We start from the raw sequence: 24,601 nt of genomic DNA on the forward strand, positions 1-24,601 counted from the left end.
CACAAACTCGACTCTAAAGGGGCGAACGATGGAATGAAAAAAATATACGTACTTGATACTAATGTCATGCTTCACGATCCACTTTCTCTATTCCAATTCCAGGAGCACGACGTCGTCATACCAGCGATCGTACTAGAAGAACTAGATGGAAAAAAACGCAACATGGATGAGGTTGGACGTAATGCACGAGAAACAGCTCGCATTTTAGACCAATTACGAGAAACGGGTCAGCTTCATGCGGGAGTGCCACTCGGAAACGGCGGTATTCTTCGCGTCGATATCGGGGACTCCATTCATGAAGGTTCGCCGTTTACGCATGAATCAAACGATAATAAGATCATTGAACTGGCGTGGTCGATTCATCAGGAACAACAAACCGAAGCGACCCCACGAGATGTCATTCTCGTCTCAAAAGATATCTTAGTCCGCGTCAAAGCGGATGCGTATGGATTAGTCGCTGAAGACTATATGACGGATCATATCGCTGATTTGACCGGTCTTTATACAGGATTCATCGAAGTGACCGTCGATCAGGAATATATTGATGCCTTCTATCAGGACAAACGGCTTTCGGTGGATGTCTTGCCAGAAAAAGTGCAACCGAATGAGTTCGTCATCTTAAAAAGTAACATGTCGAAAGCTTCAGCCATCGCCGTCGTTGATCAGAACCTGCCAATCATTCGGGCACTTTCGATCGATGTCGATCAAGTCTGGGGCGTCATTCCACGAAACGTTCAACAACGGATGGCATTTGAGTTATTATTACGTGACGATGTACCACTCGTGACACTCGTTGGTAAGGCAGGTACCGGAAAAACGTTACTTGCACTCGCTGCGGGTCTCCTGCAAGTGGAAGACGAGCATAAATATAAAAAACTGGTCGTTGCTCGTCCTGTCGTACCGATGGGAAACGATATCGGCTACTTGCCGGGTGAAATGGAAGAGAAGCTTCGTCCGTGGATGCAACCCATCTATGATAACCTCGAACACCTTTTCAATACGGGATCGGGAGACGAACTAGGTAACATTCTCGCCGGAATGAAGACGATTCAACTGGAAGCGTTAACGTATATCCGGGGACGTAGTATGCCGGGACAATTCATCATCATCGATGAAGCGCAGAATTTGACGAAACATGAAGTCAAGACGATTTTGACACGTGTCGGTGAAAACTCGAAAATCGTGTTAGTCGGGGATCCGCAACAGATTGATCATCCGTATCTAGATGAGTATTCCAATGGTCTATCCTACGCTGTAGAACGACTCAAAAATGAGAAGATGACGGGACACGTCAAACTCGTCAAAGGGGAGCGCTCGAACTTGGCACGCCTCGCAGCCGATTTACTATGAAAAAACGTGGTGCGTCTATTCAGGCGCACCACGTTTTCCTTATATGACGGTAACCGTATGAACGGATTTGACGATCCGTTGTCCGTGTAACAGATGAACGGGTCCATCTGCTAACACTTTGCCTTCTTGTGAGAACTGCAGATACACTTCGTCGAGTTGCTCAAGTGGAAGTTCGACCGTTTCTTCGCCTTCGAAACGAATAGCGATCGCGTCCGGTAAGAGCTCGGCATTCCGGATGAACGGCGCAAGCGCCATGGCGAATGACCCTTGAAGCGCAGCTTCTTTTTCAGCACGTGTCATCGGACGATTGTGATCCGTACGACTGCCTTCCATGATGCCTTTATCCCACGCAGCCCCCATTTTCGCGTAGTACGCTTCTTGTTCACTTGTGTCGGCTGGTTGACCGATTTTCTCGATTTCCACCTTTCGTTCATCAAAGATCCAGACTGTCGGATCAATCGTTAACTGATGTCGTACTTTACCGTTAATCGGAAAAATCATTTGTTCTACCCCCTAAATGTGTAAGTCCAACAAATCCATTATACCGAAACGTTGAATTGTTGGCGAAAGTAAGGTAAAGTTTAGCTATAACAGGAACGCGTCATTTCATGAGGAGGGATTGGATTGTCAACTGAAATCGAGACAGTTCATCGCCAGCGCGCTCTTGAGCTACTAGAAGCGGATGCACAAAAAATCCGCCGGTTGATCGAGGTCCAGCTTGCGAATTTAACGATGCCACAATGTCCTCTTTACGAGGAAGTATTGGATACACAAATGTTCGGATTATCCCGTCAAATTGATTTTGCGGTACGTCTTGAACTGATTGATGCGGGTGAGGGGAAACAATTACTCGAATCACTTGAACAGCAATTATCTGATTTACATGATGCGGAGACGTGCTGATTTTCTACTCAAACGTGAAATGCGGCGTTTGGGTATTTTTTTTTAGAAAATGAAAAAAGGACGTGTACATATGTTAGCGAAGTTTAAAGAAAAACGAGCATTTTTTGACTATGGTCTCTTCTTTACGATGCTCATCCTCATGGCGATCAGTACGGTCATGGTCTATAGTGCGAGCGTGTGGAACGGTGGAGATTATGCGAATACGTCCTTCTTTGAGAAGCAGTTGATGTTTGATGCGATGGCGATCGTGCTGTTCCTTTTCGTTTCACAAATCAATCATGAGGTGTTCCGTGGACCAGTGATTCGTTTACTCTTGTACGCGATTACATGGTTGATGTTGATGGCGACGCTGTTTTCGGCACCACTAAACGGGGCTCGCGCATGGTTGAACTTCGGTATCTTCTTGATTCAACCAATCGAGCTTTGTAAATTCGTGCTCGTCGTCGGACTTGCGAGTTATTTTGATCAAAAGCACAAAGGGAAAATGGACGGCGTGATTGGGATCGTCCATCACTTCATCCATCGTCAAATTCCAGCGACGTCTCCAGGAAGACGGATTTTACTTAGTTTCTCGGACTGGATCTTGATTCCGATGGTTGTATTACTTGCACCTTACGCGATCATCATTCGCATGCAACCGGATGACGGCGGATTGTTCATTCTGTTACTCATCACGGCGATGATTTTATTCGCAGTTGGATTACCGAGTGGTTACATCATGTTATGTGTCGTCACCGTACCAATCATCTTCTTGTACGCATGGAATAATTTTTCGGATAATCAGATGCAACGGATTCAAGCAAGTTTGAATCCCTTCCTTGACGCAGAAGGGAAGGGGTATCAGCTCATCAACTCCGTCATATCGATTGCCCACGGGGGATTATTCGGAGTAGGTCTCGGGAATAGCTTTCAGAAGTATGGTTATTTGCCTGAACCTGAAACCGACTACATCATGTCGATCATCTCGGAGGAACTCGGGTTCGTCGGTGTCCTCGTCGTGCTTGGTCTACTGTTCTACTTGATGATTCAAGGTGCGGTCATCGCTAATCGGTGTGTCTCGCTTTACTCGAGCATGCTCGCTCTCGGGATATCCGGTATCATCTTCATCCAGACATGTATCAATATCGCGGCCATGTCCGGTCTGTTTCCAGGTACAGGTGTTACCTTGCCATTCATCAGTTACGGTGGGTCATCGTTACTCGTCATGAGTACGATGCTTGGTGTAATGGCGAACATTTCCATGCAAAACAAATATCGAGTGGCTTATCAGAAAGAAGTGCGGACTGCACGTTCGATGAGTGCCACAAGCTCATTAACTAAAGGGGGAGCATCAGTTGACTAAAATCCAGAAGATTCTCGTAGCAAACCGCGGGGAGATCGCGATTCGCGTTTTCCGTGCAGCGACAGAACTCGGTATTCGTACCGTTGCCATTTATTCGCGAGAGGATATGGGTTCTCTTCATCGCTATAAAGCCGATGAAGCGTACCGGATCGGAGAAGGGAAAAAACCGATCGAAGCTTATCTCGATATTGAAGATATCATTGCAACAGCGAAAAAAGCCGAATGTGATGCGATCCATCCTGGTTATGGATTCCTCTCTGAGAATATTGAGCTAGCCAAACGTTGCCGTGAAGAAGGAATCATCTTCATCGGACCGCAAGAAGAGCATCTGTATAAGTTCGGGGATAAAGTACGGGCACGAACGACAGCGATTGAAGCCGGTCTTCCTGTCATTCCAGGAACGGATGGTCCGATCTCATCCATTGATGAAGCGTATGCGTTCGCAAAGGAAGCAGGCTATCCACTCATGGTCAAAGCATCGCTTGGCGGTGGTGGACGCGGTATGCGTGTCGTCCGGACAGAAGAAGAGCTTCCAGACATGATCGAACGTGCGAAATCTGAAGCCTTGAAAGCATTTGGTTCGGATGAGATTTACGTCGAAAAATTAATCGAACGACCAAAACATATTGAAGTTCAAATCATCGGTGACGCCCATGGGAACATCATTCACTTGTTTGAACGTGATTGTTCTGTACAGCGTCGTCACCAAAAAGTCGTCGAAGTGGCACCTTGTGTGACGCTATCAGACGAAGGTCGACAAAAGATTTGTGACGCAGCCGTCACATTGATGAAGCATGTCGGATACGAAAATGCGGGTACGGTCGAATTTCTCGTGACACAAGATGAATCGTTCTATTTCATCGAGGTCAACCCACGTGTCCAAGTCGAGCACACGATTACGGAGATGATCACGGGCGTTGATATCGTCCAGACACAAATCCGTGTTGCTGAAGGCGAATCGTTACATAGCGACCTCGTTGGTATTCCGCAACAAGAAGACATTAAGATGCTTGGTTTTGCGATCCAAAGCCGAATCACGTCAGAAGATCCGGAGAACGGTTTCTTGCCGGATACAGGGAAAATTAAAGCCTATCGTTCACCAGGCGGTTTTGGTGTACGTCTCGATGGTGGGAATGCTTATGTTGGAGCGGAAATTTCACCATATTATGACTCACTGCTCGTTAAAATCTCGACGCATGGTTTGACATACGATCAAGCCGTTGCGAAGATGCGTCGAAACTTAAGTGAATTCCGAATCCGTGGGATCAAGACGAATATCCCATTCTTAAGCAACGTCTTGAAGCACCATGCGTTCGTCAGCGGGGATTACAATACATCGTTCATTGATGATACACAAGAATTATTCATCTTCCCGAAACGTCAAGACCGGGGAACGAAACTTTTGACGTACATCGGAGAGGTTTCCGTCAATGGATTCCCGGGAATCGGAAAATTGGACAAGCCGCTTGCGCGTGACGTCCGGATTCCGAGAAATCTCCCGACAGACTATACACCAGGTGCAAAAGCGATTCTCGATGCGGAAGGTCCAGAAGCCGTCGCAAAATGGTTGGCAGCTCAGGAGAACGTTATGTTGACAGATACGACATTCCGTGATGCCCATCAGTCGCTCCTTGCGACGCGGATGCGGACGAAGGATCTCGTTGCGATTGCAGAGGCGGAAGCGAAACTGCTACCTGAACTGTTCTCTGTCGAAGCATGGGGAGGCGCGACATTTGATGTCGCCTACCGATTCTTATCGGAGGATCCATGGGTTCGTCTGATGAAATTACGTGAAAAGATGCCGAATGTCCTCATTCAAATGTTGCTTCGTGGTGCGAACGGCGTTGGTTACAAAAACTATCCGGACAATGTCATTCACACGTTCGTCAAGGAAGCGGCGCAGGCAGGAGTCGACGTCTTCCGAATCTTCGATAGCTTGAACAACCCGGAGTCGATTCAACTTGCCATCGATGCGGTCTTGCCGACAGGTAAAATCGCGGAAGCAGCTGTCTGTTATACAGGGGATTTATTCGATGCGAATCGACCGAAATATCACCTGCCGTATTACGTCAATCTAGCGAAACAACTGGAAGAAAGCGGCGCTCATATCATTGCCATCAAGGATATGGCGGGTCTCTTGAAACCGGAGGCAGCCTACGCGCTCGTATCAGCACTTAAAGATGCGGTATCGCTACCGATCCATCTCCACACACACGATGCGAGTGGGAACGGGATTTATACGTATGCGCGTGCGATTGATGCAGGTGTCGACGTCGTAGACGTCGCGGCATCAAGCATGTCGGGACTGACGAGTCAGCCAGCGGGTGGTAGCTTGATTCATGCCTTAAGTGGTCATCCACGTCAACCGCTCGTATCAGCACAGAAGTTTGAACAGATTTCGGATTATTGGCAGGACGTGCGTCATCTGTATCAAGCATTCGAACTCGATATGATCGCACCGAATCCAACGGTCTACGACCATGAGATGCCGGGTGGACAGTATTCGAACTTACAGCAACAAGCAAAAGCGGTTGGACTTGCGGATCGTTGGTCTGAAGTCAAAGAGATGTATGCGCGTGTCAATATGCTGTTTGGCGATATCGTCAAAGTCACACCATCGTCAAAAGTCGTCGGAGACATGGCACTCTTCATGGTTCAACATCATCTGACAGAAGAGGATGTCTTGCACCGTGCAAGTGGACTTGATTTCCCGGATTCAGTCGTCGAACTGATGAAAGGGGAGCTCGGAACTCCACCAGATGGTTTCCCGCAAGACGTTCAACAGGCTATTCTCAAGGGAGCTGCTCCGCTGACAGAACGTCCAGGTAAGATGATGGAACCACTCAATTTTGATGCGATCAAACATGAGTTGTTCGAAAAACTTGAACGTCCAGTTACAGAATTTGATGCACTCGCTTACGCGCTCTATCCAAAAGTCTTCATGGACTACAGTTCGTATGTCGCGCGATATGGTGATATCTCTGTTCTTGATACGAATACGTTCTTCCATGGAATGCGTCTAGGGGAGACGATCGAGGTTGAAATCGAACGAGGCAAGACACTCTACCTCAAGTTGATTCAAATCGGTCAGCCAGACGATCATGGGATGCGGACGATCTATTATGAGATGAACGGTGTTCCTCGTGAAGTCGAAGTCAAAGACATCAGTATTAAGGAAAGTTCATCAAGTCGTCCAAAAGCAGATCGAAGCAATGCGAAACAAATCGGTGCATCAATGCCGGGTAGCGTGCTGAAGGTACTCGTCGAGACGGGTACACGTGTCCGTAAAGGAGAGCAACTCCTCGTCACGGAAGCGATGAAGATGGAAACGACGATCCAAGCACCGGAAGACGGTGAAATCAAAGCCGTCCACGTCAAGGAAGGCGAAGCCATCGCAAGTCAAGACTTACTGATTGAATTCGTATAAGGTCACAACGAAAAACAGGCGCACGCTCGGCGGGCTGCCTGTTTTTCATTCAATACGTAGTGGGAGAGGATACGATTGAACATTATTTGTTGGGTACGAAGTGATTTTCGATTACAAGATAACCACATGTTGGCACGTGCTGTTGAATTACTAAATGAAAATCCGAAGGCGACGGTCGAGTTCGTCTTTTGGCTCAATCCGGATTACATCGGAGAATATGAAGCACGGCAACAATATTTCTTCCAAGCGCTCGAGATGTTTTCTGATGCCTGCAAAGAGAAAGAGATGCCAATCCGTTTCATCGAAGGCGATGAACAGGCTTTCTTAGACGCAACTGGTGATGCGGACGTTTTGTTATTTAATGCGGAATATGTCGAACCATTCAAGACGCGAGATGAAAAAATCATTAAAAAGCGTAAAGATCGTCAGACGGAGCGACTACTAGACCGACATCTTCTTCACCCACATGACATTAAAAAGCAAGATGGAAAGTTCTATAAAGTATTCACGCCATATAAGAATGCATTCATGAAAAAAGATATTCCTGCACCATATGAAGTGAAATGGCAAACGCTGCGGGATCATTATCAAAAGCGTCAGCACGATAATAGTTTCATCAACGCTTATTTTAAAAAGGCAGAGTCGGAAGCCGTCTTCCATCCTGGTGAAAAGCAGGCGAAACAACGCTTGAAGAAATTCATCGAACAATCGCTTGAAGATTACGAAGAGAATCGTGATTTTCCTGCTGTCGACGGTACGAGTTTACTTTCTCGCTATTTACGGACTGGAGAAGTCGGCATTCGGACCGTCTATGCGGCTGTTCAGGAGGCAAAAGAATCAAAAGGGAAACAGACCTTCATCACCGAACTCATCTGGCGTGAATTCTATTACATGATTTTAATGCATTTCCCGGAATCAAAACGACAAGCCGTCAATACGCAATATCGGGAAATCGAATGGGAAGAAGATGAAGCGGGCTTCAAGGCGTGGTGTGAAGGCAAGACGGGCTATCCGATCGTTGATGCAGCGATGCGGCAATTGAATCAAACGGGGTGGATGCATAATCGTCTACGGATGATCGTCGCTTCTTTCCTGACAAAAGACTTGTTGGTCGATTGGCAGAAAGGCGAACGATATTTCCAGCAGAAACTCGTTGATTATGAAGCGGCATCAAACATCGGGGGTTGGCAATGGGCAGCATCAGTCGGAACGGATGCCGTCCCGTACTTCCGCGTCTTCAATCCGACGACTCAATCGAAGAAGTTCGATAAGGATGGAGAGTTCATTCGAAAGTATGTCACGGAAATCAAGGATTTATCAAAGCAGTATATTCATGAACCGACTGCTGAGCAACGCAAGGATTATGGCTATCCAGAACCAATCGTCGCACATGACGAAGCGCGAAAGCGTGCGATTGCTCGATTCAAATAATGAAAAAAGGATGTTCCTCGCTTGAGGAACATCCTTTTTTTACGACCTTATTGAAGACGACTATTTGCCTTACGTGTTCGGAATGCATGGTACGTCAAGTAAGATAAGACCCCGAAGTAACATGTGATCAAGAAGGCGTGGAGTAACGGCACATACGTTGCATGTCCACCAAGAACGATCCAAGCCCCAGTGGCGACTTGGCACGAAATGAAGAACGTCGCGAACGCCATACCAATCGTTGTCGTCCGATGCTTTAAGCGAATCGCAACGACATGGACGAATAAGGTGAACAGGAACAGTAATCCTGCCATGATCCGGTGAATCATCTGCACCCACGCTTCGAATGTCATGGAAGGTTGAGAACAGACAGGCCAACCAACGCAAGCATATGTAGCCCCGACGTGGCGTACGTAAGCACCCGTATAAACGACGATCAGCGTATAGATGAGTAGACCGTACAAGAGCTTCCGTAAGAATGCTGGGACAGATTCCCTGAATTCCTGACCCGGACGCTCCATGATCAACAGTGTCAAAATCAATAGCGAAGCAAAGGAAATCAAAGAGATTCCGAAATGTAACGCCATGACGAGGTCTGATTGTTGCCAAACGACTGCTCCAGCACCGACGATCGATTGAATCAACATGAAGATGAAAGCAAGAAACGCAAAGATCTTCGTATCTAATCGATCCTTGAAGGCAACGAGCGTCCAGAGACATAAGGCGATGATTAAGAGTCCAACGACTCCAGTCACAGCGCGGTGACTATATTCAATCATCGTTTCAACACTTGGGTTCGTCGGAATGAGTTCCCCGTGACAGAGTGGCCAATCCGTTCCGCAACCATCTCCCGAATCCGTTTTTGTGACTGTCCCACCCATCAGTAAGACGATCATCATCGTAAACGTGACGAAGGCTGAAAACATCGAAAGTTTTCGATTCAAGATTTGGACACCACCTTTCTAAAAAAATACGAAATACATGGATTTCCATAGGTCTAGTATCGCATAAAAAGTACTGAAAGGGTTGCAATCTTTTAGAACAACGCTATTCTAGTATTAGGTAAATATGGTGAACTGTGATGAAAATCACATAGATTTCACATTTTGTTCATTATGTCGAAAGTATTTTCATACGTCACGGTCCTCGATATGTGGTATCTTTTATAGAGAAAAGGGCGTTTCGTGGCATGTCTGTGTTATTTCTGTGAAGAAATTACGTGAAGCCTAGGTGCTAAACGGAAGCAGACGGTGAAAAGGAGGGAACAGCATGGCGAAAGTTACTGGAGAGGCACTGGATATGGCAATCGAGCAAGCAGATCAGCCTACATTCAAGGACTATATTACCCTAGCAAAAATGGGGATTGTCCGTGCCAATCTAATTACGGTCTTCGCGGGGTATGTCGTAGCAGCATCGTACATAACGGATGATGTCCTGTTGTATTTGTGGCAAACCAAGTGGATGTTACTGTGGACGCTTCTTGGGAGTGGGTTGGTCATTGCCGGAAGTTGCTACCTCAATAACTACATTGACCGGGACATCGATTACAAGATGGAACGGACGATGGGAAGACCAAGCGTTACTGGGAAGATGGATGGACAGCGGATACTCGCACTAGGACTCGGTATTCTTGCGGCCGGTACGGTATTGTTGTTGATCGTCAACCATGTGGCGGCAGTGTTCGGATTGATCGGATCATTCGTTTACGTCGTGATTTATACGATGTGGTTAAAGCGGACGCACACGATCAATACAGTCGTAGGTGGTATATCAGGAGCTGTGCCACCAATCATTGGATTTGCGGCAGTCACTCCGACGCTTCACATTGATGCGTGGATTTTATTCCTCATCATGTTCGTGTGGCAACCACCACATTTCCTTGCACTCGCGATGCGACGGACAGAGGAGTATCGGGCAGCAGGTATCCCGATGTTACCTGTCGTAAACGGATTCGCGATCACGAAACGACAAATTGTATGGTGGATTGCAGTACTCATTCCATCATCACTCCTCTTAGCACACTATGGCATCATCTACATGATCGTCATGGCATTGCTCGGTGGATATTGGCTCTATATGGGACTGAAAGGTCTGAAGATCCAAGATGAACAAGCCGAAATCAAATGGGCGTCGAAGATGTTCTTCTTCTCACTGTTTTATTTCACGGCTTGGATCGTGACGGTCGTACTCGTTTCTCTCTAAAACGATTTGACATAATTCACGTACACCATTACGAAAGACAAAATTGGGGACAAAGAAAGTGGGGATGGTTGTGAAAAAATCAGTAAAAATGCTCTTCCGGCTTCTTCCAATCGGCTTGATGGCACTCATGTTATCAGGTTGTGGAATTCCGGAATTGTCTGCGCTACAGCCTCGCGGAGAAGGCGCTGAGATGCAACTTGAGATCATCAAGCTTAGCTTGTGGGTCATGTTGTTCGTCCTTGCGATCGTAGCCGTCATTTATATTTACGTACTTATGAAATTCCGTCGTAAATCAGGTGATAACACGGTTCCGAAGCAAGTCGAAGGGAACCATACGCTTGAAATCATCTGGACAGTCATTCCGATTCTTCTTTTGATCGTGCTTGCAATTCCGACGATCAAAACAACGGTTGAACTCGCAGATGCAAAAGAAGCGAAGAAAAACGAACAAATCAACGTTACAGCAAACCTCTACTGGTGGGAGTTCGAATACCCAGACAAAGGTGTTTCGACAGGACAAGAACTTGTCATCCCAGTCGGTAAACGTGTTGCTGTTAACTTGACGTCTAAAGACGTCATTCACTCATTCTGGGTACCAGCTCTTTCTGGTAAAACAGATACGAACCCAGGCCTTGAGAACGAAATGTGGTTACAAGCAAAAGAAGCAGGCACTTACTACGGTAAATGTGCCGAGTTGTGTGGTCCTTCTCACGCATTGATGGACTTCAAAGTCGTTGCACTTGAACAAGACGACTACGACAACTGGTTGAAAGATATGAAAGCTGCGAAAGAAGCAGAGACGAAGCAGCTTGATAAAAAGAATGAAAAGAACTGGACGACTGGCGAGAAAGTCTATGCCCAGAACTGTCTCAGCTGTCATGGTGGCGGGAAAGTCGCACCTAGCTTGACGAACTTCGGTGATCGTCAACGTATCGCGGGTTACCTCGACCATGATAAAGAAAACCTCGAAAAATGGATTCGCGATCCTCAAAAAGAGAAGCAAGGTACGAAAATGCCTGGATTCTCTGAAGATCAGATCAGCGATGAAGAATTGAGCGAATTGGCAGATTATCTATTGGACAAAAAGCTCCAATAATTTTTTAAGGGGGAATCATAGTGGGGACACATACTATGGGTATGCCGCAGAAAAAAAGCGGCATCATGGACTGGCTAACGACAGTCGACCATAAGAAAATCGGGATTCTCTACATCATGTCTGGATTGTTCTTCCTTCTAGTCGGTGGCGTAGAAGCCCTAATGATTCGTTTTCAATTGATTAAACCGATGAACGATTTCGTCAGCGGTGAACTCTTTAACCAATTGATCACGATGCACGGTACGACGATGATCTTCTTGGCAGCGATGCCGATGTTGATCGGATACATGAACGCAGCAGTACCGCTTCAAATCGGGGCACGTGACGTTGCGTTCCCATTCTTGAATGCACTTGGTTTCTGGTTGTTCTTCTTCGGTGGAGTCTTGTTGAACCTTTCTTGGTTCTTCGGTGCTGCACCGAACGCAGGGTGGACTGCATACGCACCACTCTCGACAGTACCTGAGTCTCTCGGTGTAGACTTCTACGCTCTAGGTCTTCAGATTTCTGGTTTCGGTACACTTATGGGGGGGATTAACTTCCTCGTTACGATTTTGAACATGCGTGCACCAGGTATGAAACTGATGCGGATGCCGCTCTTCACATGGACAGCATTCGTTGCTTCTGCCTTGATCGTTTTCGCATTCCCACCACTTACGGTTGGATTGTTCCTCTTGACGTTCGAGCGACTCTTCGGAGCGCACTTCTTCGACCCGGCAGCGGGCGGGAATATCGTCATCTGGGAACACCTCTTCTGGATCTTCGGTCACCCGGAAGTTTATATCTTGATCTTACCGGCATTCGGTATTTTCTCTGAAATCATTCCTACATTTGCTCGTAAGCGTCTCTTCGGTTACACGACGATGGTCTTTGCGACGATGTTGATCGGTTTCCTCGGATTCATGGTTTGGGTCCACCACATGTTCACAGTTGGTCTCGGTCCGGTCGCAAACGCGATCTTCGCCGTAGCAACGATGGCGATTGCTGTACCGACAGGGGTCAAGATCTTCAACTGGCTCTTTACGCTATGGGGCGGTAAGTTGACGTTCCCAGTCGCAATGCTTTACTCGGTCGCGTTCATTCCATCATTCCTTGTTGGTGGTATGACAGGGGTTATGCTTTCTGTTGCACCTGCCGATTACCAGTACCATGACAGTTACTTCGTAGTAGCTCACTTCCACTACGTTATCGTTGGTGGGGTTGTCTTCGGTCTCTTCGCAGGTCTTTACTACTGGTTCCCACTCATGTTCGGGAAACAGCTCAACGAATTCTGGGGAAAAATTCAATTCTGGTTGTTCTTCATCGGCTTCCACTTGACGTTCTTCCCGCAACATATTCTTGGTCTTACAGGTATGCCACGTCGTGTCTTCACGTACTTGCCAAACCAAGGCTGGGAAACAATGAACTTACTTTCATCAATTGGGGCAGCCTTCATGGGTGTGTCGACGATCGTTCTCGTCATTTCGATTGCAGCAGCATTGATGTCAAAAGAATATGTAAAACGCGACGTCTGGGGAGATGGACGTACACTTGAGTGGACACTTCCAGTTCCAACTCCAGAGTATAACTTCGCTCAAATCCCACTCGTCAAAGGTTTGGATACGTATTGGCTCGAAAAAATGGCAGGAAACAAAACAGTTTCTGTATCGGAAGAAGTCGGCGATATCCATATGCCGAATAACACGATCTTGCCATTCGTCATGTCAGTCGGTCTATTCCTTGCAGGTCTCGGATTCATTCTTCGCCTAGACTATGGAACTGTTGGTCTCGTCGTTGCCTTGATTGGTCTTGCGATGACATTGATCGCGATGTTCTTCCGTTCTTGGATTGACGATGAAGGATACTACATCCCGAAATCAGTCGTCGAAGAAGATCTACGCCTTGAAGCAGAAAAGGAGGCGAAGTAAGATGGGTCATCATTCAGTACCGAATAACCCGATCACGGGTATTCCGGATCATGTTGAAAAAGCAACACTTGAGGGTAAGAATAAATATGTAGCCTTCTGGTTCTTCCTTGGAGGAGAGACGACTTTGTTCGCCTCTCTCTTCGGGACATACATCGGTCTCCATAACTCCGGTGCAAAAGAAGGATTACGCAGTTATGACATCTTTGAAATGGGTCTCGTCTTCATCATGACAATGCTTCTTCTCACAAGTTCATTAACAAGTGTTCTTGCGATGATGGCGATGAAACGTAATGATGTCAAGAAGATGAAAATGTGGTTGATCATCACACTTGTTCTTGGACTAGCATTCTTAGCGGGTGAGATTTATGAATTCAATCACTACTACCACATCGGTCATACGTTCACGTCGAGTGCATTTGGTTCTGCCTTCTACACTCTCGTCGGTTTCCACGGTGCGCACGTCTTGTTCGGTCTTCTCTGGATCTCGACATTGCTCATCCGGAACTGGAACCGTGGCATCACGGTAGTGAATGCGCCGAAGTACTATGTTTCAAGTCTTTACTGGCACTTCATTGACGTCGTCTGGGTCTTTATCTTCTCAGTCGTCTACCTCATGGGGATGGTGAAATAAGATGGAAAAACACGAACCGCAACTTACGCGCAATCAAATCGAGCTTGAGATGAAAGCAGAACGTGGTCGTGAGACACAACTGCAACTCATCAGTTTCGCACTCATGATTTTCTTGACGCTCATCGCTTTCGGTGCTGTCATGGCTGATCTCATGCCGCACTGGGCAGCTGGTGGTTTCTTGATCATCATGGCGATCGTTCAGGTTTACCTTCAGCTTTACATGTTCATGCATATGAACAACAAAGGCAACACATGGATCAAAGTCATGATGGGTCTTGGCATCTTCGTCGCCTTGACGATCGTTGCGACGCTTCGTCTGTTGATCTGGTAAGAAATGTGACCATTCTGCTAACGTTTAGCAGGATGGTCTTTTATTTTGGAATCGTTTTATGAGAAACCTTTACAATGAAATAGGGGAACGGTAATCTTAGTTTGTAAGAGAAAGGAACGGGGTGAAAAAATATGTTAGGCAATTTAAGAGGAGCACTTTCGCAATTCGAATGGACTGTCTTATGGAGTCCGTATTATGCGTTGATACTCGTTGGATTGTATATCCTATATGCTGTCGTGACAGAAAAGTTGCGTCGTCCGGATGAGCCGGAAACAACGCTTGGGCAAAAATTTTCGATGCTCGCGGCATTGATCGTTTTTTACATCGGTTTTGGAAGTCCGTTAGACCTGCTAGCACATATCACGTTCTCAGCACATATGCTGCAGATGGTATTCGTCTATATGGTCGCACCGCCGCTCTTGTTGATTGCGATACCAGAGTGGCTTTATAAGCGCTTGTTCGATACACCGTATCTTGGAAGAATTCTTCGCTTCTTCATCAAGCCGTTGATTGCACTTGTCGTCTTTAATGCCTTGTTTACGTTCTATCACATGCCATTTATTTTTGATTATGTCTTGACGAACTATACCGTTCACCGTCTGTTCCACGGAACATTGATTTTCTTGAGTATGACGATGTGGTATCCGATCATCGCACCGGTCAATGAGGCGGACAGCCTTTCTGACCTGAAGAAGATGGTGTACATCGTAGCGAATGGTGTGTTGTTGACACCAGCCTGTGCCTTCATGATCTTCAGTCAAAGTTTTCAGTATCAAGCGTATCAGGATCCGGCGACGTTCGCGAAAGTACTCGCTTACTGTATGCCGAACAATGATTTAAGCGGATTGAACCTGGAACGATTGCTCGGAACGACAGATGACTTATTAGAGGACCAACGCTTTGGTGGTGTCCTCATGAAGCTCGGTCAAGAACTCGTGTATGGTCTATTCTTCGGACTGACCTTCTTTACATGGGTGCGCCGTTCAAAAAGTACTGCCGTGGATGAAGGGATGTCCTTCACACCAAAAGCGGATTAAATTGGAGGAAGTTGGAACATGAGTTATTTGCCGTTGATTTGTGTGTCGCTGATTGTCATCAGTGCGATTTTCGTAGCGATTGGCTGGTTTTTGATCGCCCAAACGCGTCGTAACATGAAAGCTCACCAAACCGTGATGACGATTGCTGCTGCACTCGCTTTATTATTCTTCATCATGTATGCCTTGCGGACGATTCTGCTCGGTAACACAGCCTTTGGCGGTCCAGAATCCGTCAAAGCCTACTACACAGGATTCTTGATCTTCCACATTCTTCTTGCGACATCTGGTGGGGTGCTCGGTTTGATGGCACTCTATCACGCCTATAAGAAGAACTTTGCACGTCACCGTAAAATCGGACCGGTTGCCTCAATCGTGTGGTTTTTAACAGCAATTACCGGTGTGATCGTGTACTGCTTATTATATGTCGTCTACGATCCGGGTGAGACGACGAACGTATTCCGGGCGATCTGGAGTCATTAAGGGGGAGCCAACTTGAAAAAGAACAGTTACTTGACGGTCGCTGCCGTCGTCCTTATCTTAGTTGCGGCAGCCGGGGGATATTATTATTTCTTCATGAAAGAAAAGTTACCTGTCATCGCTGAACCGACGCCATTTGAATTAACGAATGCCGTAGACGGAAAATCATTCAATTCGGAAGACGGAAAGGTCAAAGTGTTGACGTTCTTCTACTCAAACTGTCCTGATATTTGTCCGTTGACATTGAATGATTACCGAAAGCTTGAGAAGAAGCTTCGGAGTGAAGAGTTATACGGAAATGACGTCGAACTCGTCGCTGTGACGGTTGATCCAAAAGTGGATACACCAAAAGTCTTGAAAAAGTATGCTTCGAACTTTGAAGCGGATGCTAAGGGATGGAAAGTATTGACGGGAGATCCAGTCGTCATCGATCGTCTGACACGTCAGTTGAATTTCTATTACTCGAAGGCTGAGAGTGGCTTAGTGACACACGGAACACAAATGTTCATTTTGGACCGTGAGAATAAAGTACGGGCGATTTCATCGATGGCGAAGACACCGGATGAACCGGTCGACTTAGAAGAGGTCATGTCTTCGGTCACACAATTAGCAAAGGAGTGAAGGTAGATGACTTATGAAGAGTACATGCAAGGAGATGTTACCGTCTCTATTCAAGCCATCGAGGAATTACTTGCTTGTGCGATCGAGGATTATGGAATCCATCACTCCCGGATCAAACGGATGGACCGGGAAGAGATCGCATTTAGTGTAAAAGTCAATGCACCGGCAACGTCACTTCACGCGCTTTATCTTCACGTACGCGAGCAACTCGGGATTCAGCTCGGAGACGATGTCGTATCGTATGTACAATTCGTCGCGCGTTAAAAGCCGTTTCGCGTGTATTAAGGAATAACAATCAGGTGGACAGAACAGCTAATGACTTCGTGGATGATGCGAGGTCGTTAGCTTTTTTGTTTGGAATGAAGAACAAAAAATAGAGGCTCCTAATTGGAACCTCTACGTGTGGATCTTATTTTTCGAGTGTTTCGAGCAATGCTGCTAAACGACGTTCGCAATCTTTGACGATTTCCGGAGGGAACGTCTCATCATACTCTACACCGTGTGGATAGTAGTGTTTACCGAGAAGTGGTGTCATCATACGAACGACAGCATGGCGGTCTTCAATCTCACCTTGGATCGCATAGACAGGAACACGCAGGTAGAATACTTCACCTGTTGATTGTTTTTCATACTTCATGTCGTACATCGCGCGTTCGTAATCCCATTGTCCTTCACGAACGAAGCGGTGATGTTCCATGATTGTTTCGAGAAGACCGAACTTCAGTTCCTTGCCTTCGATACCATATTGTTCAAACTTCATGTTTGAATCCCCCTATACCCCAGTTTGCTAGTAGATACTAGTCTTTCCAAACTATCATACCATAATGAATGAAACGATGACGTAAAAGATGTGAAGTCATTTTGAAGAATTCATGAACTTCCATATTTTCGTTCTACATATTCAAGAATCGTATCCGGTGCGTGGATACCAAGGTGATTGAGTCCTTCTCCACCGAAGAAGACATTGAACTCAAGAACGTACCACTGTCCGTCACGGATGATGAGATCAAAACCAGCGTGATCGATATCGAGCTGTTTCGCGAGAGCGAGCACGAAGTCGATTGCTCCTTGTGGCACATCATCAAAATCAAGGACACCACCCTGAGCGACGTTATTTAAGAACTGAGCACCACCGACGCGCCAATACGCAGCAAGGACTTGATCGCCGACGACGACGACACGTAAGTCCTTCTCATTCGGAATGTACTCCTGAATGTAGAACGTCTCGTGTGTATCCGTGTATTTTTTCCAGTCTATTTCATTTTTGATGAGATGGACACCTTGTCCCATGGAGCTACGGACTGTCTTAGCAACGAACGGAAACGAAAATTCACGTAAGACACGTTCGACAGTGAATTCATTTTTTCCATAGATGCCGGTCCGAGGGATGTTATCCGGAATGACGGTTTGAAAAATCCGCGTCATCTCGATCTTGTCATGACCTAAGTGGAACGTAGCAGCCGACGGGAAGATCGGTTTTTTCATTCCGTAGATGATTGAGTGGATTTGCCAGTATTCCGGGAACAGGACGACATCCGCCTGTTCGATTTTTTTCAAGGAATCAAAGTGATAATCTGACTTGGCATGTTCCGTCTTGATTCCAATCGTCCGGAACATATTAAAAGAGAGCAGTTGCATAAAGTTCATTCCTTCCTTCTGAACAAATTATACACAATTCAACAGGCTAGGAGGGAGAGAAATGTTATGATAAGATGGTAAAGTTAAGGAGGAGATTCGTTGTGATATATACCGATAAGACGATTGACCTCATCAACGCAGCGGAAGACCTCATTCGATCTCTCGCTCAAAGTGAAACGGGGCAAGCATATAGATGTGCTAAACAAGCACAGCAAGAGTCAGTAGAGGCACAGGCTGTCATTCGCGATTTTCATCAAGTCAAGGAGGATTACGAACTCGTACAGCGATTCGGACGGTATCATCCTGACTATCAGACGATCACGAAAAAGGTCCATGAAGTCAAACGGCGACTTGATTTACAAGAGGAAGTCGCTCAGTTTAAAAAGGCGGAAAAACAACTCGAGACGTTACTCGGACAAATCAGTCTGAAGCTCGCTGGGGAAGTATCACCGCAAATTAAAGTACCGACGGGAAATCCTTTCTTCGATCAAGGATGCGCTGGAGGTTGTTCGACCGGTGGCAGCTGTAGCTGTAGCGGATAACGAAGGTGAAGGGGGTAGGCTGGCGTGATCAAGGAACGAGTGGGACTCATCGTCTATGTCAATGCGATGAAAGCATCCCGTCAATTACGCCGTTACGGGAACGTCTACTTTACGTCTAAACGTGAACGATACGTTCATCTGTATGTCGATTTAGATCAGCATGAACAGGTGATGGAAGTCATTTCGACTCTCCCGTTCGTCGAATCGATCAAACGTTCAGAACGACCGTTCATCACGGAGACGTTCGCGAACAAAAAAGGTAAAATGCCAGAAGAAGCATAATCCATGGAGCGATGAGGACATCCTCGTCGCTTCTTTGTTGAAAGGAATGAAGGAAATGCGAGTCATTTCAGGGGAACGGAAAGGTACACGATTAAAAGCAGTACCAGGGGATCAAACACGACCGACGACGGATAAGGTAAAAGAATCCTTATTCAACGTCATCGGTCCTTATTTCAACGGAGGACGAGCACTGGATCTGTTTGCGGGGAGCGGTGGTCTTGGGATTGAATCCCTTTCAAGAGGATGCGATGAGGCAGTGTTCGTCGACCAACACCATAAAGCGGTCCAAACGATCCAAGATAACTTACGAACGACGCACTATACAGACCAAGCACGTGTTTTGAAAAAAGATGTAGCGATCGCTTTAGCGGAACTAGCATCTGAAGAGCCGTTTAAGTTGATTTATCTAGACCCTCCCTATGCAAAAGAGCGATTGACGGAACACGTCACGTACATAGAGCAACACGACATGTTGACGGACAATGGTGTCATCGTCTGTGAACATGACTCAGCGGTTGAATTGCCGGATCAGATCGGACGACTAGAAGTCGTGCGTCGACTTCGTTATTCCGCTGTCATCTCGATCACGTTGTACGAATTCATGGAAGCGGAGGAAGACCACGAATGAAACGAATCGCCATTTGCCCAGGTAGCTTTGATCCGATCACGAACGGACATTTAGACATCATCGAGCGAGCTGTTCCGATTTTTGATGAGATCATCGTTGCCGTACTGAATAATTCTTCGAAGCAACCACTATTTTCTGTCCAGGAACGGATGGAATTAATTGCCGATGTGACATCGCACCTACCTCAAATCAAGGTGGATTCCTTTAATGGTCTACTTGTCGATTATGCGGCGGAAGTCGGAGCAACCGCGATCGTACGCGGTTTACGAGCAGTTTCGGATTTTGAATACGAAATGCAAGTCGCTTCTATCAACAAGAAGATGAACGATCAAATCGAGACATTGTTCATGATGACGAATAATCAGTATTCCTTCTTAAGTTCTTCGATCGTCAAGGAAGCTGCCAAATATGGTGCTTCCGTTGCCGATCTCGTACCGCCTTCCGTCGAAGAGGCGCTACGTCAGAAATATGCGAAAGGAGAACTGTGATGAAAGCTTGGAAACCTGCCTTAGCAGCGATCATCGCTGCCTTGATCGTATTTTTCTTACCACTTCCTTATTTCATCTCCTATCCGGGTGACGCGACGTCGACGGAAGATTTGATCGAAGTATCTGGAGGCGACAAGGAACCGGGAGATTTGATGATGCTGACGATCGCACAACGTCGGGCAACGCCTTACTTTCTCATTGAAAGCTTATTTCTACCGTTCTCCGAAACATCGAGTGTAAGTGATTATCTGTACGACGGCGAGTCGGACGCGCAGTATGAAACGCGTCAGAAGCTGTATATGGAAGAAGCACAACATAACGCAACAATCGAAGCGTATGAATTAGCGGATCAAAAGGTCGATGTCGATTTCGAAGGGGTCTACGTCTCCGGCGTCATTCCCGGTGGTCCAGCCGAAGGGAAACTGAAGGCAGGGGATCGGATTACAAGTGTTGACGGAAAACCGATTACGTCATTTGAAGGTTTCATGAAGACGATTCAAGCAAAAAAAGCCAAAACAGCTGTTCTGATTCAGTTCACGCGTAAATCGGAAGACAAGAAGACGACGATTCGAGTGGATCAGTTATCTAAAGAGGTCAAGCGAGTCGGGCTCGGCATTTACGAACCGCTCCCGATCTCGAACGTGAAGACGGATCCTGAGATCGAGTTTCAGGTCGAAGACGTCGGGGGACCTTCTGCAGGAATGATGTTCACCCTTGAAATCTATGATCAATTGACGCCGGGAGATTTGGCGAAAGGGCATAAAATCGCCGGCACAGGAACCATTGAAGAAGGTGGCAAGGTGGGACCAATCGGTGGAGCGTGGCAAAAGGTGGTCGCTGCAGACGAGGCAGAAGCAGAAATCATGTTCGTACCAGCAGGAGAGAACTACAAAGAAGCAAAACCATCCATCAAAAAACTCGGAACGAACATGAAGCTCGTTCCGATCAAGACAGTCGAAGATGCGATTGATTATTTAGAAGAACTTCCAGCAAAATAAGGAAAGCGACGGTGTTCAAGCAACGCGTCGTAGCGAGCCAAGGGCAGTGCATATGCAGCTGTCACTTGGCTTTCTTTCGTTAGCCAAGGATGACTCGTGAAGGTGCTGAATACGGCAGTCCGCGTTTTGATGGTTTTGAGTGCCTGTCGTCCTCGTTCTGAAAAGGCGAGGGGACGAACGAAATCAACATGGTCGTAATCGATCCGTGCGACCTCCTCTGCCGTCGTTGAGGTCAATAGATAGATCAAGGCACGTTGCAGGCTCGTCCGCGTATAACGGCGTGTTTTGACGTAATTCAGAAAGGTGTCGAACGTCGTTGCTTGTTTCGCCCCTTCCATGAGTCGTGGTGCTAACGAAGCGTCGATCCCAGCAATTCGTATCAACTCGGGTACGGGAGTCGTCAGTAGACGTTGTCGAATCCACGGATAATAGTGCGAGAAGTTGGCGAAAGAGGCGTTTGCTAAGACGTCTTCGGTCTGTTCAGGAAGTGCGAGTAGCTGACCGTGCGTCTGATGATGGGCGCGTATCGCGGTGGCGCTCATGATGTCCCCGGTTGATAAGTCGTGGTAGCCACTTCCAATCCGTTTCGTCGTGTGGAGCGATAGTGTATTTGCGGCGCGAGCATAATAATAGCCAAGCGTATTATTCGGTTGTGTTAAATCAAGCGTCTGTGAGACGCTCCTGAATGCTTGACTGGCGGCGTGAGCAGAAGAGAGGCCCACTGATAATCCATCGTGTAACGCTTCCTTGTATGCAGGTGTCTCTTCGATCTGTTCCGCTGCCGCATGCAGAAAAGGTTCGATGTCTCCACACTCGCTTCCGAACGAAAGCGACTGACAGCCGATTGTCTCGGCAATCGTCACACCACCAAGTGCAAAACGATCAGCACGTTGGACAGCAAAATAGAAGGGGAGTTCAAGAACGAGATCGATGGCACCGCTCGCGACCGCTGCCTGAGCACGTGTCCATTTATCCGTAAAGGCGGGCTCACCACGCTGCATGAACGTCCCGCTCATGATGGCGACGATGACGTCGGCATCCGTTTCCCGTCGTGCTGTTGTCGCTTGATAATAGTGTCCGTTATGAAACGGATTGTACTCTGAAATGATAGCTGTCATCCTCATGAAAACTTTCTCCTTTGCAAACCGAATTAAGTGCGGTAATATGGATAAAGACGTCCAAAAGTGTTCGTTCTCTAGCGATTTCAGTGTAAAGAAAAAACATTGACAAAACAAGATGTCCTCTCTATAATTCATATTGTTGCAATTGAGGTGATTCGGATGAAATGGTCCCTGATGCAATTGAATAAATTGCGCAATCTGGGTCAACTTCAGGTTAACGAGACGATCGAGCTCAATGAGCTAGTCGCCCTCCATCCGGATATCCGGGCGGTGCAACCTGTGCACGTTCGTGCAAATGCATCGTTTACATCGAATCAATTAATATTCAATCTTCGGATTACCGGCGAAATGACGCTTCCGGATGCCCGGACGCTAAATGACGTCGCTTATCCATTCGAGATTGAATCCATCGAGCCATTCCTGCTCGAGGTCGATGCTGTTTCGAACGAAGCAGATGACATCAACGTGCCGATCGGGAATACGGTCGATCTTCGACCGCTCGTGCAAGAATTGATTTTACTTCATGTGCCAGTGCAAGTGCATGGGGATGATGAAGAGAATCAGTTGGTTGAGGGGGAAGGCTGGACGATTCTTTCTGAAGAAGATCCAGAGGAAACCGAACCAAAAATCGATCCGCGACTCGCGGGTCTCGCTCAGTTCTTTAAAAAAGATCAGGATTCCTGATTTCTGAAGTAAAGGCGAGTGTATTTTTTCAAGGAGGTGGACAACGATGGCAGTACCATTCCGCAGAACGTCGAAAACACGCAAACGTCTTCGCCGTACTCATTTCAAACTCCGTGTACCAGGTATGGTCGAGTGCCCAAACTGTGGTGAAATGAAACTTTCACACCGCGTTTGTAAAGCATGTGGCTCGTACAAAGGTAAAGAAATCGTCAGCAAATAAGCTGATTGATCGGTATAAAAGCGACCTTCAAATCGAGAAATCGGTTTTAAGGTCGCTTTTTTCATGAAAGGGGATATGAATAGATGAATGTTGGAATCATTGGCGCGGGTGCCATCGGTTTGTTGCTTGCCTCTTATTTATCGGAAGAGCATGCAGTCACGCTTTATGTGCGACAAGAACAAGATGATGAACGACCGATCATTCGCGATGGACAAGCGAGTCGTCTCGTACGGATCCGGAAGATTGATCGGCTCGAGTCAGAAGACTTGGTGTTTGTCGCGACAAAGTCGTATGATATAAAAAGTGTGATTCCATTCCTCGAACGGCTGACGTGTCCCGTCATGTTCCTGCAAAATGGAATGGATCATTTGAAATGGAAAGAACAATTGCCGCACGTCTTATTTGGTATCGTCGAACATGGTGCCATGCGTACTGCACCGTTTGAAGTCCAGCATACTGGAAAAGGACGCATCCGCTACGGGAATCAAGAGGTAGCGAACTTGTCGTCAAAGCAGCTGTGCTTTGAATTCGAGTCAGATATGGAAGCTGTCTTATTGACGAAGCTGTTCATCAACGTCGTCATCAATCCAGTGACGGCTTATTACGGTGTTGAGAATGGATCCTTATTAGAGATGCCTTATCGAGAAGAAGCCCGTCAATTATTTGACGAAATGCGGACGATCTTCCCGCACCATGACATTACTTATTCCGAAATCGAGCGGATCATGAAGAATACGAGCAAAAATCGTTCTTCCATGTTACGAGATCTTGAGTATGGACGACGAACAGAAGTAGAGCCGATACTTGGATACGCATTACGTCAGGCGACGACTGCGACACCACGTTTATCTTTTTATTATGAACAGATCAAACAGAGGGAGGGTCCGCAGTGACAGTCTTCATCATTTTTCCTTTATTCAGCCTGATTGCGTTGTATCTCGTCTTTCTACTTCTATTTCGGAAACATGGGAAGGCAGTTCGATTTGCACTCGACTTTGGAACATTCATCGTTCTGTATGCGATTCATGTTGCATTGATTGCCTTGACCGGAACAAATTACTTAGGGTGGATCGTCATCGTCGTGTTGTTGGTGTTTGCGTTAAATGCGCTCTGGCAACGAATTCGTCAACTTGATGTTGATTTGAGACAAATGATTCGCCACAGTTGGCGGATCATCATCTTGCTGGCATTACCTGTCCATTTCATACTGTTCGTACTCGGTATTCGTCAACTGTTCATCAGCTGACCAGT

At 46.7% G+C, this 24,601-nt stretch carries 28 protein-coding genes; 23 read left to right on the plus strand and 5 right to left on the minus strand.

Annotated elements, in window-relative coordinates; translation table 11 throughout:
- Window positions 1–33 precede the first annotated feature (33 nt).
- A complete protein-coding gene (locus tag KNQ18_RS03965; RefSeq protein WP_023468837.1) occupies window positions 34–1,350 on the plus strand; it encodes a PhoH family protein in 1,317 nt (438 codons plus the stop codon).
- A gap of 39 nt (window positions 1,351–1,389) precedes the next feature.
- Here the strand turns inward: KNQ18_RS03965 and KNQ18_RS03970 are convergent, their stop codons facing one another.
- Window positions 1,390–1,851 carry a hypothetical protein gene (locus tag KNQ18_RS03970; RefSeq protein WP_215083907.1) on the minus strand — a complete coding sequence of 154 codons (462 nt, stop codon included), beginning with the start codon at window positions 1,849–1,851 and terminating at the stop codon, window positions 1,390–1,392.
- 123 nt (window positions 1,852–1,974) lie between these two features.
- Between KNQ18_RS03970 and KNQ18_RS03975 the strand changes: the two genes are divergently transcribed.
- The 4 genes from KNQ18_RS03975 to KNQ18_RS03990 all read left to right on the plus strand — a co-directional run bounded on the left by KNQ18_RS03975 (window position 1,975) and on the right by KNQ18_RS03990 (window position 8,453).
- Window positions 1,975–2,253, plus strand: coding sequence for an Fpa/YlaN family protein (locus KNQ18_RS03975; RefSeq protein WP_023468835.1), 279 nt, complete (start codon window positions 1,975–1,977; stop codon window positions 2,251–2,253).
- A 70-nt stretch (window positions 2,254–2,323) separates the two neighbouring features.
- Window positions 2,324–3,595 (plus strand): FtsW/RodA/SpoVE family cell cycle protein, encoded by a 1,272-nt coding sequence (locus KNQ18_RS03980; protein ID WP_149427635.1) that lies wholly within the window; start codon window positions 2,324–2,326, stop codon window positions 3,593–3,595.
- Window positions 3,588–7,022: a pyruvate carboxylase gene (locus KNQ18_RS03985; protein ID WP_149427634.1), complete on the plus strand. Its 3,435-nt coding sequence runs from the start codon at window positions 3,588–3,590 to the stop codon at window positions 7,020–7,022. Before KNQ18_RS03980 ends, KNQ18_RS03985 begins: the two co-directional genes overlap by 8 nt.
- A gap of 75 nt (window positions 7,023–7,097) precedes the next feature.
- A complete protein-coding gene (locus tag KNQ18_RS03990; RefSeq protein WP_149427633.1) occupies window positions 7,098–8,453 on the plus strand; it encodes a cryptochrome/photolyase family protein in 1,356 nt (451 codons plus the stop codon).
- A gap of 47 nt (window positions 8,454–8,500) precedes the next feature.
- Here the strand turns inward: KNQ18_RS03990 and KNQ18_RS03995 are convergent, their stop codons facing one another.
- Complete coding sequence (locus KNQ18_RS03995; RefSeq protein ID WP_023468831.1) at window positions 8,501–9,394, minus strand: COX15/CtaA family protein; 894 nt, start codon at window positions 9,392–9,394, stop codon at window positions 8,501–8,503.
- A 325-nt stretch (window positions 9,395–9,719) separates the two neighbouring features.
- On the opposite strand from KNQ18_RS03995, the gene cyoE reads away from it, so the two are divergent.
- The 9 genes from cyoE (at window position 9,720) to KNQ18_RS04040 (ending at window position 17,013) form a co-directional block, all read left to right on the plus strand.
- Window positions 9,720–10,652 (plus strand): heme o synthase, encoded by a 933-nt coding sequence (gene cyoE / locus KNQ18_RS04000; RefSeq protein WP_050677541.1) that lies wholly within the window; start codon window positions 9,720–9,722, stop codon window positions 10,650–10,652.
- A 64-nt stretch (window positions 10,653–10,716) separates the two neighbouring features.
- Window positions 10,717–11,748, plus strand: coding sequence for a cytochrome c oxidase subunit II (gene coxB, locus KNQ18_RS04005; RefSeq protein WP_081637364.1), 1,032 nt, complete (start codon window positions 10,717–10,719; stop codon window positions 11,746–11,748).
- Window positions 11,749–11,783: 35 nt separating this feature from the next.
- On the plus strand, window positions 11,784–13,652 hold the full coding sequence (gene ctaD / locus KNQ18_RS04010; RefSeq protein ID WP_029342162.1) for a cytochrome c oxidase subunit I: 1,869 nt from the start codon (window positions 11,784–11,786) through the stop codon (window positions 13,650–13,652).
- A 1-nt stretch (window position 13,653) separates the two neighbouring features.
- Window positions 13,654–14,283, plus strand: coding sequence for a cytochrome (ubi)quinol oxidase subunit III (locus tag KNQ18_RS04015; RefSeq protein ID WP_029342161.1), 630 nt, complete (start codon window positions 13,654–13,656; stop codon window positions 14,281–14,283).
- 1 nt (window position 14,284) lies between these two features.
- A complete protein-coding gene (locus KNQ18_RS04020) occupies window positions 14,285–14,614 on the plus strand; it encodes a cytochrome C oxidase subunit IV family protein (protein ID WP_029342160.1) in 330 nt (109 codons plus the stop codon).
- A gap of 131 nt (window positions 14,615–14,745) precedes the next feature.
- Window positions 14,746–15,651: a cytochrome c oxidase assembly factor CtaG gene (gene ctaG / locus KNQ18_RS04025; protein ID WP_023468825.1), complete on the plus strand. Its 906-nt coding sequence runs from the start codon at window positions 14,746–14,748 to the stop codon at window positions 15,649–15,651.
- A gap of 18 nt (window positions 15,652–15,669) precedes the next feature.
- Entirely contained in the window at window positions 15,670–16,131 is a 462-nt protein-coding gene (locus KNQ18_RS04030; RefSeq protein ID WP_023468824.1) for a DUF420 domain-containing protein, read from the plus strand.
- 12 nt (window positions 16,132–16,143) lie between these two features.
- Window positions 16,144–16,749 carry an SCO family protein gene (locus KNQ18_RS04035; RefSeq protein WP_050677540.1) on the plus strand — a complete coding sequence of 202 codons (606 nt, stop codon included), beginning with the start codon at window positions 16,144–16,146 and terminating at the stop codon, window positions 16,747–16,749.
- Window positions 16,750–16,755: 6 nt separating this feature from the next.
- Window positions 16,756–17,013, plus strand: a complete 258-nt coding sequence (locus KNQ18_RS04040; RefSeq protein ID WP_023468822.1) for a hypothetical protein — start codon at window positions 16,756–16,758, stop codon at window positions 17,011–17,013.
- A gap of 145 nt (window positions 17,014–17,158) precedes the next feature.
- Here KNQ18_RS04040 and KNQ18_RS04045 read toward each other — a convergent pair whose 3' ends face one another.
- Together KNQ18_RS04045 and KNQ18_RS04050 are read right to left on the minus strand one after the other, a co-directional pair.
- Window positions 17,159–17,509 carry a YugN family protein gene (locus KNQ18_RS04045; protein WP_023468821.1) on the minus strand — a complete coding sequence of 117 codons (351 nt, stop codon included), beginning with the start codon at window positions 17,507–17,509 and terminating at the stop codon, window positions 17,159–17,161.
- 110 nt (window positions 17,510–17,619) lie between these two features.
- The gene (locus KNQ18_RS04050; protein ID WP_251133291.1) at window positions 17,620–18,387 is read right to left on the minus strand and encodes an ATP-grasp domain-containing protein; all 768 of its coding nucleotides are present in this window, start codon (window positions 18,385–18,387) and stop codon (window positions 17,620–17,622) included.
- A gap of 101 nt (window positions 18,388–18,488) precedes the next feature.
- On the opposite strand from KNQ18_RS04050, the gene KNQ18_RS04055 reads away from it, so the two are divergent.
- From KNQ18_RS04055 to KNQ18_RS04075, 5 genes are read left to right on the plus strand one after another with little or no spacing between them, the layout of a single operon-like run.
- Complete coding sequence (locus tag KNQ18_RS04055) at window positions 18,489–18,929, plus strand: YlbF/YmcA family competence regulator (RefSeq protein WP_029342155.1); 441 nt, start codon at window positions 18,489–18,491, stop codon at window positions 18,927–18,929.
- A 24-nt stretch (window positions 18,930–18,953) separates the two neighbouring features.
- On the plus strand, window positions 18,954–19,211 hold the full coding sequence (locus KNQ18_RS04060) for a YlbG family protein (protein ID WP_023468818.1): 258 nt from the start codon (window positions 18,954–18,956) through the stop codon (window positions 19,209–19,211).
- Window positions 19,212–19,257: 46 nt separating this feature from the next.
- Window positions 19,258–19,839: a 16S rRNA (guanine(966)-N(2))-methyltransferase RsmD gene (gene rsmD / locus KNQ18_RS04065; protein WP_082202518.1), complete on the plus strand. Its 582-nt coding sequence runs from the start codon at window positions 19,258–19,260 to the stop codon at window positions 19,837–19,839.
- A complete protein-coding gene (gene coaD, locus KNQ18_RS04070) occupies window positions 19,836–20,327 on the plus strand; it encodes a pantetheine-phosphate adenylyltransferase (RefSeq protein ID WP_023468816.1) in 492 nt (163 codons plus the stop codon). Before rsmD ends, coaD begins: the two co-directional genes overlap by 4 nt.
- Entirely contained in the window at window positions 20,327–21,325 is a 999-nt protein-coding gene (locus tag KNQ18_RS04075; protein WP_215083911.1) for a SepM family pheromone-processing serine protease, read from the plus strand. The genes coaD and KNQ18_RS04075 overlap by 1 nt, the downstream gene beginning before the upstream one ends.
- Here the strand turns inward: KNQ18_RS04075 and KNQ18_RS04080 are convergent.
- A complete protein-coding gene (locus KNQ18_RS04080) occupies window positions 21,298–22,449 on the minus strand; it encodes a tRNA(Met) cytidine acetate ligase (protein WP_064299610.1) in 1,152 nt (383 codons plus the stop codon). The genes KNQ18_RS04075 and KNQ18_RS04080 overlap by 28 nt on opposite strands.
- 156 nt (window positions 22,450–22,605) lie before the next feature.
- On the opposite strand from KNQ18_RS04080, the gene KNQ18_RS04085 reads away from it, so the two are divergent.
- From KNQ18_RS04085 to KNQ18_RS04100, 4 genes are all read left to right on the plus strand, one after another.
- The gene (locus KNQ18_RS04085) at window positions 22,606–23,130 is read left to right on the plus strand and encodes a YceD family protein (RefSeq protein WP_023468813.1); all 525 of its coding nucleotides are present in this window, start codon (window positions 22,606–22,608) and stop codon (window positions 23,128–23,130) included.
- A gap of 46 nt (window positions 23,131–23,176) precedes the next feature.
- Window positions 23,177–23,350: a 50S ribosomal protein L32 gene (gene rpmF, locus KNQ18_RS04090; protein WP_012370841.1), complete on the plus strand. Its 174-nt coding sequence runs from the start codon at window positions 23,177–23,179 to the stop codon at window positions 23,348–23,350.
- A gap of 83 nt (window positions 23,351–23,433) precedes the next feature.
- On the plus strand, window positions 23,434–24,243 hold the full coding sequence (locus KNQ18_RS04095; RefSeq protein WP_215083913.1) for a ketopantoate reductase family protein: 810 nt from the start codon (window positions 23,434–23,436) through the stop codon (window positions 24,241–24,243).
- Window positions 24,240–24,596, plus strand: coding sequence for a DUF3397 domain-containing protein (locus tag KNQ18_RS04100; RefSeq protein ID WP_023468811.1), 357 nt, complete (start codon window positions 24,240–24,242; stop codon window positions 24,594–24,596). The genes KNQ18_RS04095 and KNQ18_RS04100 overlap by 4 nt, the downstream gene beginning before the upstream one ends.
- The last annotated feature ends 5 nt before the right edge of the window (window positions 24,597–24,601 follow it).

The sequence above is a fragment of the Exiguobacterium sp. s78 genome (assembly GCF_018618985.1).
GTDB lineage: Bacteria > Bacillota > Bacilli > Exiguobacteriales > Exiguobacteriaceae > Exiguobacterium_A > Exiguobacterium_A abrahamii.